Consider the following 14,570-nt stretch of genomic DNA (forward strand, 5'->3'; position numbering starts at 1 on the left):
GTGTCCTCGTGGACGAGGTCAGGCTGTCCGCCCACGAGCGTCGCGCGCTCGCCGGCATGGAGGCGGTACTCAGCCGTGACAGGGCCCTCGACCGGCGGCTGAGCTCGATGAGACGGGGTCTCCTCCCGCGCGTGCGTCCGCTGCCTCGCACGCACGGCCGGCTGCCACTGGGCGTCATCGTCCTCTTCGCGGCCTCCGTCGCGCTGATGGTGCCGGCGATCGAGACCGGAAGCCCGGTCCTGACCTGGCTGTTCGCCGGCCTGTGGGCGCTCACCCTGATCGGGCTGACGGCCCTGGTCGTGCGCTGGTGCCGACGGTGGGCCCGCCACACCGGTGACTGACCGGGCCCGCGCACGCGACTGACCGGGCTCGCGGACGCATGGGTCGCTCCGCCCGGGGCAGGGGCCCGACACGGAGGAGCCCAGCCGCCGGATGCTCCGCCTGTTGGACATCACAGGAGCGACGGGCCCGCTCACCGTGGGCCCCGCTCCCCGTGGGCCCCGCCCGACTGACGGGAAACCGCCCGCTCGCTTCCCGGGCGGGCCGTAGGAAGGCCACCGCATGGACCGCGCCGCGCTCTTCGACGTCGACGGAACCCTCGTCGACAGCAACCCCCTGCACGTCGTCGCCTGGTGGGAGGCGTTCCGGCAGGACGGCCACCGGGTGCCGACCAGGGCCGTGCACCGCGCCATCGGACTGCCGGGGGAGCAGCTGATCGATCACGTCCTCGGCCCTTCCGGTGACCGTGCCGACGCCGCCCGTCTCGGAGCGGCGCACGACAGCCTCTACGGAACGTTCTTCGAGCGACTGGAACCCTTTGACCGGGCCGCGGAGCTCCTGCGCGCGCTGGCGGGTGCCGGCTGGACGGTCGTCCTGGTCACCTCGGCCAAGGACCGCGAGCTCAGCGCGCTGCGCCGGGCCCTGGACGCCGACGACGCCATCCGGGAGACGGCCACCGCCGACGACGTCGACCAGGGCAAACCCGCCCCCCGATCCCCTCCTGCACGCCCTCTCCCTCGTCGATGTACCCCCCGACCGGGCCGTGTTCGTCGGCGACAGCGTCTGGGACATGGAGGCCGCGCGCCGGGCCGGGGTGTCGTGCGTCGGCCTGCTGTGCGGGGGCATCCCGCGCGCCGACCTGATGGAGGCGGGCGCCGCCGTGGTGTACGAGGACCCGGCCGACCTCCTCGCCCACCTGGGCGAGGGGCCCTTCGCCGTACCCGATCCGGCGCGGGGGCGGGACCGATGAAACCACGGCGGACACCTCGCCGTCCCCGCGTCCCCCGTCCCGGTTCGGTCGAGAGGGGCCCGCGCGGGCGCTCCGGTTCCGCAGAGGCCGACGAGGTGGAGCAGGAGCGGCGGCGGAACTCGGTGGACGACTCGGGCGGCAGGTCCGCGAAACGCCAGGCGCCCGGAATCGGGCGCGAGGAACAGCGCGCGGAAGCCTCCCCGTCCCCGGCACGCGACCGAGGCCCGGGGGGCCGGGACCGCGCGGAGAAGGAGTCGCGTGACGAAGGTTCCCGGCGGGGTACGTGAGCAGCTGCGCGGGAACCCGCACCACCTGGCGTGCTGCTGCGACCACGTACGCGCCGAGAACCTGACGATCCGGCAGCCCGAAGGGCACCGGGAACGGGGGACGAGGAGAGGAGCGGAACCGAGATGACCGAATACGGCTACTTTCTGGCGTGTGAGGAGTTCACCCCCCGGGAACTGATCGACCAGGCCCGCCGGGCCCGCCAGGCCGGGTTCACCCGGCTGGCCATCTCCGACCATTTCCATCCGTGGAACGACGCCCAGGGCAACAGCCCGTTCGTGTGGTCGATGATCGGCGCGCTGTCCCGGACGGTCGACCTTCCCGTCACCACGCTGGTGACCTGCCCGACGGTGCGCCTGCACCCGGCGGTCACCGCCCAGGCCGCCGCCACGTCGAGCGTCCTCCTGGATGACCGCTTCGCCCTGGGCGTGGGCACCGGAGAGGCGTTGAACGAGCACGTCCACGGTGACGCGTGGCCGTCCTTCGACCAGCGGGCCGAGATGCTGGAGGAGGCGGCCGAGGTGATGCGCGAGCTGTTCACCGGCGAACTCGTCAGCCATCGGGGCCTGTACTACACCGTCGACAACGCCCGCCTCTACACGGTCCCCGAGAGCCCTCCGCCGGTCTACGTGTCCGCGTTCGGCCCCAAGGCCGCCGAACTGGCGGGCCGGATCGGAGACGGCTTCGTCACCATGGCACCCGACCCCGAACTCGTGGGCGTCTTCCGGGAGAACGGCGGCGCGGGAAAGCGGGTGGTGGGCGGGGTGAAGGTGTGCTGGAGCGCCGACCGGGAGAAGGCCGTCCGGCTGGTGCACCGGCTGTGGCCGAGCGAGCTGCTTCCGGGAGAGCTGGCCCAGATCCTCCCCACACCGGCCCATTTCGAACAGGCGAGTGAACTCGTCACGCGAGAGGCGGTCGCGGACGCGGTCACCTGCGGCGACGACGTCGACCGGCACGTGGAGACCGTACGCGCCTACGCGCGGGCCGGGTTCGACGAGGTGTACGTCGGGCAGATCGGCCCCGACCAGGAGGCGTTCTTCGACGCCTACCAGGAGCACGTCCTGCCCGCCCTGCGGGGCTGAACCCCCCCGCCGGCGGCCGTGGCTCCCGCTCCCGCGGGGGCGCGGCCGCCGCGGGAGCGGGGAACCGCCTGAGGAGGGCCCGGACGCCGCGGAGCCGCCCCGCGGACCGAGATGATCGGCGGGGCCGGCGGACCTGGACCCATGGTCGGCGCGCTCGTGCGCTCGTGCGTTCGGCGGGGCCCGGCTCCGCCCCCGGACATCGCTCGCATCCCCCGCGCGGGGGCGGGGTCGGACTAGGTGTCCGTCCCCGGCGCCGACGGCTCCGCGCCGTCCTTGCCGCTCTTGCCGTCCTTGGCGTCCTCGGCGTCGTCGTTCTCGTCCTTGGCCCGCACGTCCGCCGGGGTCGGCGCGGTGATGTTCCGCTGCTCGGCGGACCGCTCGCGTGCTTGCTCGTCGACCCTCGGGTCGCCGGTGTCCTGGGGACCGCTCACCGTCATCACCTCTTCGCTTCGGTTCTTTCCACCCTGGTCCCGCGGGGTCGCGGGGTCCTGGGGGTCTCGTCCGTGCCGCTCGCCGTACGGATGCGTGGCGCCACGACGAGCGGCCACGGCACCGGTCGGGGCGCCGGCACGGCGGGACTTCTCCTAGTAGATGCCGCCGCGCTCGCCCGCCTTGCGGCCACGTTCGGCGTCGGACGCCGCAGGGGCGTCGCCGTAGGCGTAGGCGGTTCGCACGTGCCCGTCGCGGGCGTGCACGACGACCTGCGCGGGGAGGTGTTCCCTGGCGTGCGCGCGAGCGGACTCGATCGCGTCCTGCTGCGTCCGGTGCGGCTCGTGCAGCAGCCGACGCCCTTCTCTGCCTTCGACCTGCCACTTCACACCGGCCGCCGTGGCCCGCTCGCCGGAGGGTGCGACGTGGTAGACGGTCCGTTTCGCTGCCATGGTCCTCTTCCTCGCCTTGTGGGCGGGCTCCCGGCGCCACACCCAGCCGTCGCCCCCGGGAGGCGACCGTGGGCGTCGGAGCCCGCGCTGGACACGCGCTCCGACGCCAGGTCCAGCGGAACGGCGAAGCCTCCGCCCCACTCGTCGGTCCTCCCGAACGGGGACCATCCGGCCGACGCCGCTCGGCCCTCCTCGGCCCCGTCCGACCCCCTCCTCCTCGGCATCGCCCGACCGAGCAGGTCAGCTCTTGAAGACGTCCTTGATCTTCTCCTTGGCCTGACGGGCGTTCCCCTTGGCCTTCTCGGCGCGTCCCTCGGCGGTCATGCTCTCGTTGCCCACCGCACGACCCGTCGCCTCCTTGACCTTGCCTTTGGCCTGCTCGGCCTTGGCCCGGCCCTTCTCCGTGCCCGACATGGCTCACCACTTCCCTGGAATCGGATGAAACGGTACATGTGGCCTCTGACCGGCATTCCGTCCGCTAAACGTGAGGCCGGCGGCGGAGCGCTGCGTATCCGCACGAGCGCGGCCCGTCGCCCAACCCGGGCCTGGTGGGCGGTCATCGGCGCGCCGGCGCCCGGGCCGCCCTCGGTGGGGGATTCGGAACCCTTCCCTCAAACCGGGGCGCACCATGCAAACCCCAGTCCTCTCCGGGCCTCGTCGAGCGCCGTCCGGCGGCGTTCGACGGCGCCCGGCGGAGCGGGCATGGTGCCCCCCGCGCACTCCGGGAAGCGGAACTATGGTGTCCCACCACATACGCCCCTGACCTGCGCGTTCCTACGGTGTGGCGACACGACAACGTCCCCGTCACCCCGCTCGGAAGTGGTGCACATGGCCGCCGCAACACACGCCCCCCACGCCCCCCGGTTCCCTCAAGCGCATCGTCGCCGCGTCCCTCATCGGGACGACCATCGAGTGGTACGACTTCTTCCTCTACGGGTCGGCCGCGGCGCTGGTGTTCAACAAGCTGTTCTTCCCGGAGTCCGATCCGCTGGTCGGGACCCTGCTCTCCTTCCTCACCTACGCCGTCGGGTTCGCGGCCCGGCCGCTGGGGGCGCTCGTGTTCGGGCACTACGGTGACCGGCTCGGGCGGAAGAAGCTGCTGGTGCTGAGTCTGCTGCTGATGGGCGGGGCGACGTTCGCGATCGGGCTGTTGCCGACGCACGCGACCGTCGGGTCCGCGGCGCCGCTGCTGCTCACCGCGCTGCGGCTCGTGCAGGGCTTCGCGCTCGGCGGCGAGTGGGGCGGGGCCGTGCTGCTCGTGTCCGAGCACGGGGACGCGCGACGGCGCGGATTCTGGGCCTCGTGGCCGCAGACCGGGGCGCCGGCCGGGCAGCTGCTCGCCACCGGCGTGCTCTCCGCGCTGACCGCGCTGCTGTCGGACTCCGCGTTCCTGTCCTGGGGCTGGCGGATCCCGTTCCTGCTCTCCGGCGTGCTGGTGATCGTCGGGCTCTGGATCCGGCTCTCCGTCGACGAGTCGCCCGTCTTCAAGGCCGCGCTCGCCGCCGCCGAGCAGCGCAAGGCGGACGCCGCCGGACAGGCCGAGAAGATGCCGCTCGTCGCCGTGCTCCGGTACCACTGGCGTGACGTGCTCGTCGCCATGGGCGCCCGGATGGCCGAGAACATCAGCTACTACGTCATCACCGCCTTCATCCTCGTCTACGCCACCACCCAGGTTGGCCTCTCCAAGCAGACCGCCCTCAACGCCGTCCTCATCGGCTCCGCCGTCCACTTCGCCGTCATCCCGCTCTGGGGCGCGCTCTCCGACCGGATCGGGCGGCGGCCGGTCTACCTCGTCGGCGCCGTGGGCGTGGGGCTGTGGATGTTCCCCTTCTTCGCCCTCATCGACCAGGGGTCCTTCGGCAGCCTGCTGCTCGCCGTGACCGTCGGGCTCGTCCTGCACGGGGCCATGTACGCGCCCCAGGCCGCCTTCTTCTCCGAGATGTTCGCGACCCGCATGCGGTACTCCGGGGCCTCCATCGGCGCCCAGTTCTCCTCCGTCGCCGCCGGTGCCCCCGCCCCGCTCATCGCCACCGCGCTGCTCGCCGACTACGACAGCTCCACCCCGATCGCCCTCTACGTGATCGCGGCCGCCCTGCTCACCGTCGTCGCCGTCGGCTGCGCCCGCGAGACCCGGCACCGCGACCTCGCCGAGGTCGCCGAGGACGCGCCCGCCGCCCCGGCCGTCCGCGCCGACGCCTGAGTCCGTTCGGGACCTACAGGGCACGGGAACGGCGGAAGGGCCCCTCTCCCGAGGAGAGGGGCCCTTCCGCCGTCGTGCGGGGCGGGTCAGCGCCCGGGCTTCTCGCCCACGCACGTCACCTTGTCCCGTGGCGTGTAGTGGGTCGAGAAGGTCTGACGCTTCACCTCGGTCCCGCCGTTCTTGAAGACCCGGTCCACCGTGATGTCGAAGCCCTCCAGCGGCTCCTGGACCTCGCACTTCGGGCTCGGGTCCTTGCGCTCGGCCGGCGGCTTGACGTTGGTGCGCGGTCCCGCGACCGCCTCCACCGAGTCGTACTTCTTCGTGCCGAGGAAGCTGATCGTCACCGACTTGTCCGTCGAACTCGCCTTGATGTAGATCGGCTTGCCCGAGTCGTTGCGGAACTTCAGGTCCAGCGTGCCCCACGCGACCGTCGCCTCGCGGCCGGCCGGGTAGCGCTCGATGTAGAAGGAGTGCGCGCCGTGCTCGACCGGCTGGACACCGGCGAAGAACAGGGCGTTGTACATCGTGGTGGCCACCGCCGAGACGCCGCCGCCCGGCGCCTTCTGGTACTGGCCGTCCATGATCATCGTGCCGTCGACGAAGCCGTTGGCCTTCGTGCGCTCGCCCACCGTGCGGTTGAAGCTCCACACCTCGCCCGGCTTCACCACCGAGCCGTCGATCAGCTCGACCGCCCGGCCGATGTTGGTCGTCCGGTACGGCGCGGTCGGGAAGTTCACCGTGAACGTCGACATCTGCTCCTTGATGCCCAGCGCCGCCAGCGAGTCCGCCGTCAGCTCGGGCTGGGTCACCTTGGTCGTGACCGGAGCCGTACGGGCCGCCGGGCCCTCCTTGGTGAGCAGCGGCTCCACCGCCCGGCCGAGGGCCGTCGCCGACACCTCGCGGCCCGGGCGGCCGTCCTGCTCGACGACCACCTTGCCGTCGCGTACACCGAGCCGGGCCTCCACCGGGGCGCCGGTGAAGGCGTCCAGCGGGCGGGCCACGTCCGGGTCGCGCATCAGCGAGGCCGGGTCGAGGGCGGAGCTCAGGCGCCCGCCGGACGAGGTCACCTTCAGGTGGTCGCCCAGGGTCGCGGCGGAGATCGCGAGCCGCTTGTCGCCCGCGGTGAGCGTCACCGGGCCCGACATGGCCGGGGTCGCGACCTCCTTCATGAAGCGGGAGACCTCGGCCGCCGTCACCTTCGGCTGCGTCACGGAGACCGGCAGCACCACGGGGGCCGAGCCGCCCACCGCCGGGTACGCGCCGCGCAGCGCGTCCACCGCCGCCGCGGTGTCGAGCGCCCGCCCGTCCCGCGGCTGGGTGGCGACCGCCTTGCCGTCCTTGAACGCCACGGCGCCCTCGCGGACCGTACGGTCGTGCTCCTTCGCCGTCGCGGCGACGGCCGCCCGCGCCTTCGTGCCGTCGAAGGCGACGACCGGCTCGACGTCCCGCTCGCCCGAGGAGAAGAGGCGGCCGATCACGGTGAACGGATCGCGCGACGGGTCGGCCGCCTTGTCGGCGGTGGCGGCCACGTCCACGGTGAGTCCCGCCGCGGCGGGGTCCACGGTCGCGTCCGTGTCGCCGATACGGACCTTCAGCGGGTCCTTCCAGGCGGCGGGGGCGGCCGACGTCAGCCGGGCCGCGGCCTCGGCGCGGCTCAGCCCGCCGATGTCCACCCCGTCGACCCGGGTGCCGGCGGATATGTCGTCCCCGGCGGTGACCAGGCCGGCCACGTACAGTCCTCCGGCGACGGCCGCGACCGCGCCGGTCGCGAGCGCCGCCTTGCGTATATGGCCGCGGCGCCCCGAGGGGCCCGCGGTGGCGTGGTCGGTCGTGGAGCGGCGCACACACCCTCCCGGTGCGGTAAGGAGTCAGAGGTATCTGTACACCGTACGCGTAATCGGGCGTATCGGACTATGAGCCTGATCTCACCCACGAGCTCCCCCCGCCCTCGGCAGCCTCCGAGGCCAGGCGCCCCTAGGGTGGACCCCGTGCCCGTGCCTCCCTCCCCACCCGGACCCCAGTCCGTCGACCGCGCCCTCGCGCTGCTCGACGCCGTCGCCGACGCCGACCGGCCCGTCCCCGCGAAGGCGCTCGCGCGCACGCTCGGCTGCGCCCTGTCGACCGTCTACCACCTGACCGGCCCGCTCATCGCCCGCGGCCATCTCGTCCGCACCCCCGAGGGGTACGCCCCCGGGCCCCGGGTCCCCGCGCTCCACCGCGCCTACCAGCGGCATCACGGGCTCGGCGGCGGCGAGGCCGGCATCGGCGAGCTGCTCGGGCTGCTGCGCCGCACCTCCGGGGCCGAGGCCTACTTCACCGCCTACCGGGACGGCCGGATCACCGTCGTCGACACCACCGCCCCCGTCACCGACACCGCCCACCCCTTCGTCCCCGGCGCCGAGCCCCGCGCCCACGCCACCGCCCACGGCAAGGCCCTGCTCGCCGAGCTGCCCGCGGCCCGGCGCAGGCGCTATCTGGCCGACCACGGCATGGCCCGCTTCACCGAGCGCACCATCACCAGCCCCGCGCGCTTCGAGGCGGAACTGGCCCGGGTGCGCGAGCGCGGCTTCGCCGTCTCCGTGGGGGAGGCGGACCCCGCGTACACCTGCCTGGCCACCGTGCTCCCCGCGCGCGGCGACGGTGTCGTGCACGCCGTCTCCGTCTCCCTGCCGACCGACGGGTTCCGGCAGCGGCACGGCGCGGTCCGCGCGGCGCTCGCCCGCGCGGTCCCGCTCTTCGCGGCGGCGCTCCCCACCGGGTGATCCGACGGGGCAGCGCCCCCGCGCATCCGACCCTGCCGGAATTTCCCCGCGCATCCGACCCTGCCGGATCCCCCCGCTTTCCGACCCTGCCGGAATCCCGCCCGCCCCCGCTGGCCGTCGGCCCCGGGACGGCGCACCGTGGAGGCATGATCTTCATCGCCGTACGGTTCACCGCCCGCCCCGAGCACGCCGACACCTGGCTCGACCTCGTCGCCGACTTCACCCGAGCCACCCGCGAGGAGCCCGGGAACCTGTTCTTCGACTGGTCCCGCAGCGTCGACGACCCGCACCAGTACGTCCTCCTGGAGGCCTTCGCCGACGCCGAGGCCGGCGCCGCCCACGTGGCGTCCGCCCACTTCAAGGCCGGTCTGGAGACGATGGCCGGGGCCATCGCCGCCACCCCCGAGATCATCAACGTCGAGGTGCCGCAGCAGGGCTGGGGCGCCATGGCCGAGCTCGCCCGCTGACGCACCCCGGTCTCCCGGGCGCCGGCGCGAGATGCAGGGCCCCGCCGCACCCGGGAGACTGGACGTACTCTCCGGGCCCCCGGGCCACCAAGGGGGCGGTCGACGATGCCGCTGCGACAGCTGACCGGGCCACTGAGCCGGTGGACCCTCGTGTACGTGCTGTTCGTGGCCGGCCTCACCGTCGCCTACCTGGAAGTCCCCTCACGGCACACCGTGCTCTGGGCGCTCATCGGACTCAGCGGCGTCGCCGCCATCCTCACCGGCGTCCGGCTGCACCGGCCGGCCCACCGCTGGCCCTGGCTCGTGCTCGCCGCCGCCAACTTCACCTTCGTCGCCGGCGACACCGCGTACAACGTGCTGGAGGCCTTCTTCCACCAGAACAGGCCCTTCCCGTCCGTCGCCGACGCCTTCTACCTCGCCACCTACCCGCTCTTCGCGGTCGGCCTGTACGGCTTCATCCGGCACCGGGCCGCCGGGCGGGACCTCGCGGTGGCGCTCGACGCGCTCATCCTCACCTCCGGGCTCGCCCTGCTCTCCTGGGTCAACCTGATCACCCCGCTCGCCACCTCCCCGGACATGACCTGGGTCGAGCGGGCGATCTCCGTCGCCTACCCCCTCGGCGACGTCCTGATGCTGGCGATGCTCGCCCGCCTCCTGGTCCCCGGCGGACTGCGCTCCCGCGCCGTACAGCTGCTCACCCTCGGCACCTGCGGCATCCTCTTCTCCGACGTCGTCTACGGGATGCAGCAGATGGAGGGCACCTGGCAGGTCGGCACCCCCTGGGACATCGGCTGGGTGGTCTTCTTCACCGCCTGGGGCCTCGCCGCCCTGCACCCCTCCATGACCGGCCTCACCGAGCCCGCGCCCGCACCGGCGCCCGGGATCGCCGAACGGCGCCTGCTCCTGCTCGCCGCCGCCTCCCTCATCGCCCCGGTCCTGCTGCTCTTCCAGTCGCTGCGCCGGGACCCCGAACGGGACGTCGGCGTCATCGCGATCTTCTCCGCGATCATGTTCCTGCTGGTCCTCGGCCGGCTCTGGGGCATGATGTCCGACCACCGCAGGGCCGAGGCCCGCGAACGCAGCCTGCGGGTCGCCGCCGCCTCCCTGGTCGCCGCCCTGGGCCCCCGCGAGGTCGCCGCTGCCGTCGAGACCGCGTCCGCCACCCTCTTCGGCGCCGGCACCCCGCACCGCACGATGCTGCTCGCCCGGGACCGGCGCGGCCGGCTCGCCGCCGTGCCCACCGCGAGCCACCCGTGGAACATCCAGGTCGCCGGGATCACCGGCCCCCCACGGCACCCCCTGGCCCGAGCTCCTCGCCGACGGCCGGCGCCTGCTGCCCGCCGCCCGGCTCGACCCGGCCCTCGCCGCCGCGGCCGACCCCGAGGACCACGTCCTGGTCTGCCCGCTCGCCCTCCAGGCCCCGGCCGCGGGCGAACCGCTGCTCGGCGCGCTCCTCTTCGCCGGCACGGACAAGAAGCTCTCCGAGATCGCCGGCCCCGCCCAGTCCCTCGCCTCCCAGGCGGCCCTCGCCCTGGAACGCTTCGGGCTCAGCGAGGAGGTCAACCGCCGCACCAGCGAGGCCTACTTCCGCACCCTCGTGCACAACACCTCGGACGTCATCCTCATCGTCGACGACGACGACACCGTCCGGTACGCCAGCCCCTCCGCCGAGTCGATGTTCGGGCACTCCCTGCTGCCCGGCACCCCGCTCACCGAACTCCTCGCCCCCGGCGACGCCCAGAGCGCCCTGCGCATCCTCGCCGACGTCCGCGCGCGCGGCGACGTCGACGCCCGCGACGACTGGAAGCTGCTGCACGGCGGCGCCGCCGACCTCGAGGTCGAGGTCCGCTGCAGCAACCTGCGCAACGAGGCCACCGTCCACGGCCTGGTCCTGACCCTCCGGGACGTCACCGAGCAGCGCAAACTGGAACGCGAGCTCACCCACCGCGCCTTCCACGACTCGCTCACCGGCCTGCCCAACCGGGTGCTGCTCCTGGAGCGCATCGAGCGCGCCCTGCTGCGCGGCCGCCGCGAATCGACCCTGACCTGCATGCTCTTCGTGGACCTGGACGACTTCAAGGTCGTCAACGACACCATGGGCCACTCCGTCGGCGACGAACTCCTCGTCGCCGTCGCCCGCCGCCTCAGCTCCGTGCTCCGGCTCACCGACACCGCCGCCCGGCTCGGCGGCGACGAGTTCGCCGTCCTCATCGAGGGCGCCCGCGAACCCGGCGACGCCGAGGCCCTCGCCGCGGAGATCGTGCACACCCTCAGCCAGCCCTTCCACCTCACCGACGGCGCCGTCTCCGTCTCCACCAGCGTCGGCGTCGCCACCGTCCTCGACAGCGCCCACGCCGAGGAACTCCTCGGCCACGCCGACCTCGCCCTGTACGCGGCGAAGGCGGCCGGCAAGAAGCGCTGGCGCCGTTTCCGGCCCGAGCTGCACTCCCGTCTCGTCGCCCGCCACGAGCTCCAGGCCGGCATGGACACCGCCCTCGCCGACCACGCCTTCGCCCTGCGCTACCAGCCCATCGTCCACGTCGAGGACGGCGCCCTGGCCGGCTTCGAAGCGCTGATCCGCTGGCCGCACGCCCGCCGCGGCATGGTCCCGCCGGACCAGTTCATCACCCTCGCCGAGGAGAGCGGGCACATCATGCCGCTCGGCGCCTGGGTCCTCGACCACGCGGCCAGGGACACCTCCCGCTGGCAGCGCTCCCGCCCCCGCACGCCGCCGCTGCGGGTCAACGTCAACGTCTCCGCCCGCCAGTTCCGCGACCCCGGGCTGCTCGACGTGGTCCGGCGCACCCTGCGGTCCTCCGGGCTCGCCGCGGACTCCCTCGTCCTGGAGCTGACCGAGAGCGTCCTGATGCGCGGGGACGAGCAGATCGGCACCACCATGCGGGCCCTGAAGGACCTCGGGGTCTCCATCGCCATCGACGACTTCGGCACCGGCTTCTCCTCGCTCAGCTATCTGCGCGAGTTCCCCATCGACGTCCTCAAGGTCGACAAGTCGTTCATCGACGACCTCACCACCGACCGGCAGCAGGTCGCCCTCGTCGAGGGCATCGTGCGCATCGCCGACGTCCTCGGGCTCCAGGTCGTCGCCGAGGGCATCGAGAACGAGGACCAGCGGGCCCTCCTCGCCGACATGGGCTGCCGCTACGGACAGGGCTTCCTCTTCGCCCGCCCGATGACCGCCCACCAGGCCGAGGCCTTCCTGCACCGCGCCCCCGAACCGGCCGCTGCCGGCGCCCGGGGACTCACGTCCACCCCCGCCCGCACCCCCGCCCGCGATTCCGTCCCCGCCGGTACGTCCCTCCCGCCCCGCCCGCCCCTCCCGCCCGGAGCCGCCCGCGCGTCCGCCCCGGAGCGCCCGCCCGCCCGCGCCCACCACGGGACCGGACCGCGTCACCGCCCCGACGCCCGCTGGCACGACCTGGAACGGCTCAAGCGCACCAGCCCCATGTGCGACGCCGTCATCGACGAGGTCGACGGCCGCCGGCTCCGCGTCGGCGACCACTGGCTCGTCGACTTCGCCTCCTGCAACTACCTCGGCTTCGACCTCGACCCCGAGATCATGGCCGCCATCGACCCCCAGGTGCGCAGCTGGGGCACCCACCCCAGCTGGTCCCGGCTCATCGGCAGCCCCCGCCTCTACCCCCTGATCGAGGACCGGCTCACCGCCCTGCTCGGCGCCCCCGACACCCTGCTGCTGCCCACGATCACCCTCATCCACCAGTCGGTCGTGCCGCTGCTCGCCGGCGGCGGCCGGATCTTCGTCGAGGCCCAGGCGCACCGCACGCTCTACGACGCCTGCGTGGTGGCCCGCGGCCAGGGCGCCGAGGTGCACCGTTTCCGGGCCGACCGGCCGTGGGAGCTCGACGCGATGCTGCGCGCGGCGCCCGGCGGCGGCCCCCGGCTGGTCTGCATGGACGGCGTCGACAGCATGACCGGCAACTACCCCGACCTGCCCGGCATCGCCCGGATCTGCCGCGACCACGGCGCCCTGCTGTACGTCGACGACGCCCACGGCTTCGGCGTCATCGGCGAACGCACCCCCGGGGAGAGCAGCCCCTACGGGGCCCGCGGCAACGGCATCGTGCGCCACCTCGGCGAGAGTTACGACGGCATCGTCCTGGTGGGCGGCTTCTCCAAGGCGTACTCCTCCCTGCTGGCCTTCCTCGCCGTGCCCCGCCGCCTCAAGGAGCACCTCAAGGTGGCCGCCGCCCCCTACCTCTACTCCGGCCCCTCGCCGACCGCCTCGCTCGCCACCGCCCTGGCCGGGCTCCAGGTCAACGACGAGCGAGGCGACGCGCTCCGCGCCGACCTGCACCGCAGGACCGCGAGGGTCCTCGGCCACGTACGCGGCCTGGGCATCGCCACCCCCAACACCGACGGCCTGCCCATCGTCGAGATCCCGCTCGCCGACCCGGACGACCTCGCCGCCGTCGCCGCCTTCCTCTGGGAACGCGGCATCTACGTCACCCTCGCCGGCTATCCGCTGGTGCCCCGGGACCGGGTCGGCTTCCGCATCCAGATCACCGCCGCCAACACCGACGAGGAGATCGACCAGCTCGACGACGCGCTCACCGCCCTCGCGCAGCGCTTCCCGCTCCAGCACCACGCGGCCGTCCGCCCCGGAGCGGTCCGGGCCGGACAGCGCCCGGAGTCCTGATGCCGACGGCCCGCCGTCCGGCCCGCGGCCCCACCGTCCGCCGCAACCGCGACGCGGACTGGAACGCCTGGCCCGTCGACGCCTACCTCGCCGAGAACTACCGCCGGATGCACCCCTGCGACATCGGCGTCATCCACCACCACTCCGCGTTCTACCGGACGTCGGCCCCCGGCTCCGTCGCCCGCTCCCTCGAACTCGGCGCCGGGCCCAACCTCTACCCGCTGATGCTCGCCGCGGGCACCGCCCGCCGCATCGACGCCCTCGAACCCGGCTCCGCCGGCCGCGACTACCTCAGGCGGCAGCTGGAGCACGGCCCCGAGGACAGCTGGCAGCCCTTCTACGCCCTGTGCCGGGCCCTCGACCCCACGCTCCCCGCCACCCTGCCCGAGGCCCTCGCCCGGGTCCGGGTCGTCGCCGGGGGCGCCGGGGACCTCCCCGACGGCGCCTACGACACGGCCTCGATGAACTTCGTCGCCGAGAGCGTCACCGAGGACTTCGGCGAGTTCACCTCCCTGTGCGAGGCCTTCGTCCACGCGGTCCGCCCCGGCGGGCGGCTCGTGGCCTCCTTCATGGAGCGCATGCCCAGCTACCGCATCGGCGGCGGCCCGGTCTGGCCCGCCTGCCCCGTCGACGAGACCGCCCTGCGCGCCGTGTTCGCCCCGCGCACCACCGGGCTGCGGATCTCCCGGCTGGCCAAGGACCGCACCCTGCCCGAGTACGGGGACACCGGCGTCCTCCTCCTGACCGCCGAGCGGCCCGCGCCCTGACCCACCGGGCCGTCCTGCCCACCGGGCCGTCCTGCCCACCGGGCCGTCAGCTCCCGTCGAGTGGGATCCCGCGGCCGGCCGCCAACTCGGCAACACCCCACAGGCGTTGAGCCATGTCGCCCTGGTCGACACGGCCTTCACCCTGGACGGGACGCGGCGGCGCGAACGCAACGGCGGACGGCGCACGGCTGTGGCATGATCG

13 protein-coding genes and 1 pseudogene are annotated in these 14,570 nt (G+C 73.8%); 8 read left to right on the top strand and 6 right to left on the bottom strand.

All coding sequences use genetic code 11. The features are described from left to right. Positions 1 to 8: 8 nt before the first annotated feature. From ABD981_RS05625 to ABD981_RS05635, 3 genes and pseudogenes are all read left to right on the top strand, one after another. Positions 9 to 341 (top strand): hypothetical protein, encoded by a 333-nt coding sequence (locus ABD981_RS05625; RefSeq protein WP_123954958.1) that lies wholly within the window; start codon positions 9 to 11, stop codon positions 339 to 341. Between the two features lie 220 nt (positions 342 to 561). Next, positions 562 to 1,249, top strand: a pseudogene (locus ABD981_RS05630) (HAD family hydrolase). A gap of 410 nt (positions 1,250 to 1,659) precedes the next feature. Continuing rightward, entirely contained in the window at positions 1,660 to 2,616 is a 957-nt protein-coding gene (locus ABD981_RS05635) for a TIGR03557 family F420-dependent LLM class oxidoreductase (protein WP_046910493.1), read from the top strand. Positions 2,617 to 2,849: 233 nt separating this feature from the next. On the opposite strand, the gene ABD981_RS05640 is transcribed toward ABD981_RS05635, so the two are convergent. From ABD981_RS05640 to ABD981_RS05650, 3 genes are all read right to left on the bottom strand, one after another. Continuing rightward, a complete protein-coding gene (locus ABD981_RS05640; protein WP_131723920.1) occupies positions 2,850 to 3,047 on the bottom strand; it encodes a hypothetical protein in 198 nt (65 codons plus the stop codon). Positions 3,048 to 3,200: 153 nt separating this feature from the next. After that, positions 3,201 to 3,497, bottom strand: a complete 297-nt coding sequence (locus ABD981_RS05645) for a DUF2188 domain-containing protein (RefSeq protein ID WP_046910491.1) — start codon at positions 3,495 to 3,497, stop codon at positions 3,201 to 3,203. Positions 3,498 to 3,737: 240 nt separating this feature from the next. Further along, positions 3,738 to 3,911, bottom strand: a complete 174-nt coding sequence (locus tag ABD981_RS05650) for a CsbD family protein (protein ID WP_123954956.1) — start codon at positions 3,909 to 3,911, stop codon at positions 3,738 to 3,740. Positions 3,912 to 4,374: 463 nt separating this feature from the next. On the opposite strand from ABD981_RS05650, the gene ABD981_RS05655 reads away from it, so the two are divergent. Then, the gene (locus ABD981_RS05655) at positions 4,375 to 5,697 is read left to right on the top strand and encodes an MFS transporter (protein ID WP_345528207.1); all 1,323 of its coding nucleotides are present in this window, start codon (positions 4,375 to 4,377) and stop codon (positions 5,695 to 5,697) included. A gap of 86 nt (positions 5,698 to 5,783) precedes the next feature. On the opposite strand, the gene ABD981_RS05660 is transcribed toward ABD981_RS05655, so the two are convergent. Next, a complete protein-coding gene (locus ABD981_RS05660) occupies positions 5,784 to 7,541 on the bottom strand; it encodes a VanW family protein (protein ID WP_123954955.1) in 1,758 nt (585 codons plus the stop codon). Positions 7,542 to 7,685: 144 nt separating this feature from the next. Between ABD981_RS05660 and ABD981_RS05665 the strand changes: the two genes are divergently transcribed. Continuing rightward, positions 7,686 to 8,459: an IclR family transcriptional regulator gene (locus ABD981_RS05665; protein WP_240495393.1), complete on the top strand. Its 774-nt coding sequence runs from the start codon at positions 7,686 to 7,688 to the stop codon at positions 8,457 to 8,459. A 146-nt stretch (positions 8,460 to 8,605) separates the two neighbouring features. Beyond that, positions 8,606 to 8,926, top strand: a complete 321-nt coding sequence (locus ABD981_RS05670) for a putative quinol monooxygenase (protein ID WP_046910489.1) — start codon at positions 8,606 to 8,608, stop codon at positions 8,924 to 8,926. Positions 8,927 to 9,127: 201 nt separating this feature from the next. On the opposite strand, the gene ABD981_RS05675 is transcribed toward ABD981_RS05670, so the two are convergent. Next, complete coding sequence (locus ABD981_RS05675) at positions 9,128 to 10,114, bottom strand: hypothetical protein (protein ID WP_345528153.1); 987 nt, start codon at positions 10,112 to 10,114, stop codon at positions 9,128 to 9,130. Positions 10,115 to 10,202: 88 nt separating this feature from the next. Then, complete coding sequence (locus tag ABD981_RS05680; protein WP_345528155.1) at positions 10,203 to 10,529, bottom strand: hypothetical protein; 327 nt, start codon at positions 10,527 to 10,529, stop codon at positions 10,203 to 10,205. Here ABD981_RS05680 and ABD981_RS05685 point away from each other — a divergent pair. Both ABD981_RS05685 and ABD981_RS05690 read left to right on the top strand, forming a co-directional pair. Next, positions 10,524 to 13,601: an aminotransferase class I/II-fold pyridoxal phosphate-dependent enzyme gene (locus tag ABD981_RS05685; protein ID WP_345528157.1), complete on the top strand. Its 3,078-nt coding sequence runs from the start codon at positions 10,524 to 10,526 to the stop codon at positions 13,599 to 13,601. The two genes, ABD981_RS05680 and ABD981_RS05685, sit on opposite strands and share 6 nt — an antisense overlap. After that, positions 13,601 to 14,368, top strand: a complete 768-nt coding sequence (locus ABD981_RS05690) for a class I SAM-dependent methyltransferase (protein ID WP_046910487.1) — start codon at positions 13,601 to 13,603, stop codon at positions 14,366 to 14,368. Before ABD981_RS05685 ends, ABD981_RS05690 begins: the two co-directional genes overlap by 1 nt. Positions 14,369 to 14,570: the final 202 nt, after the last annotated feature.

The sequence above is a fragment of the Streptomyces showdoensis genome, from assembly GCF_039535475.1.
Classification (GTDB): domain Bacteria; phylum Actinomycetota; class Actinomycetes; order Streptomycetales; family Streptomycetaceae; genus Streptomyces; species Streptomyces showdoensis.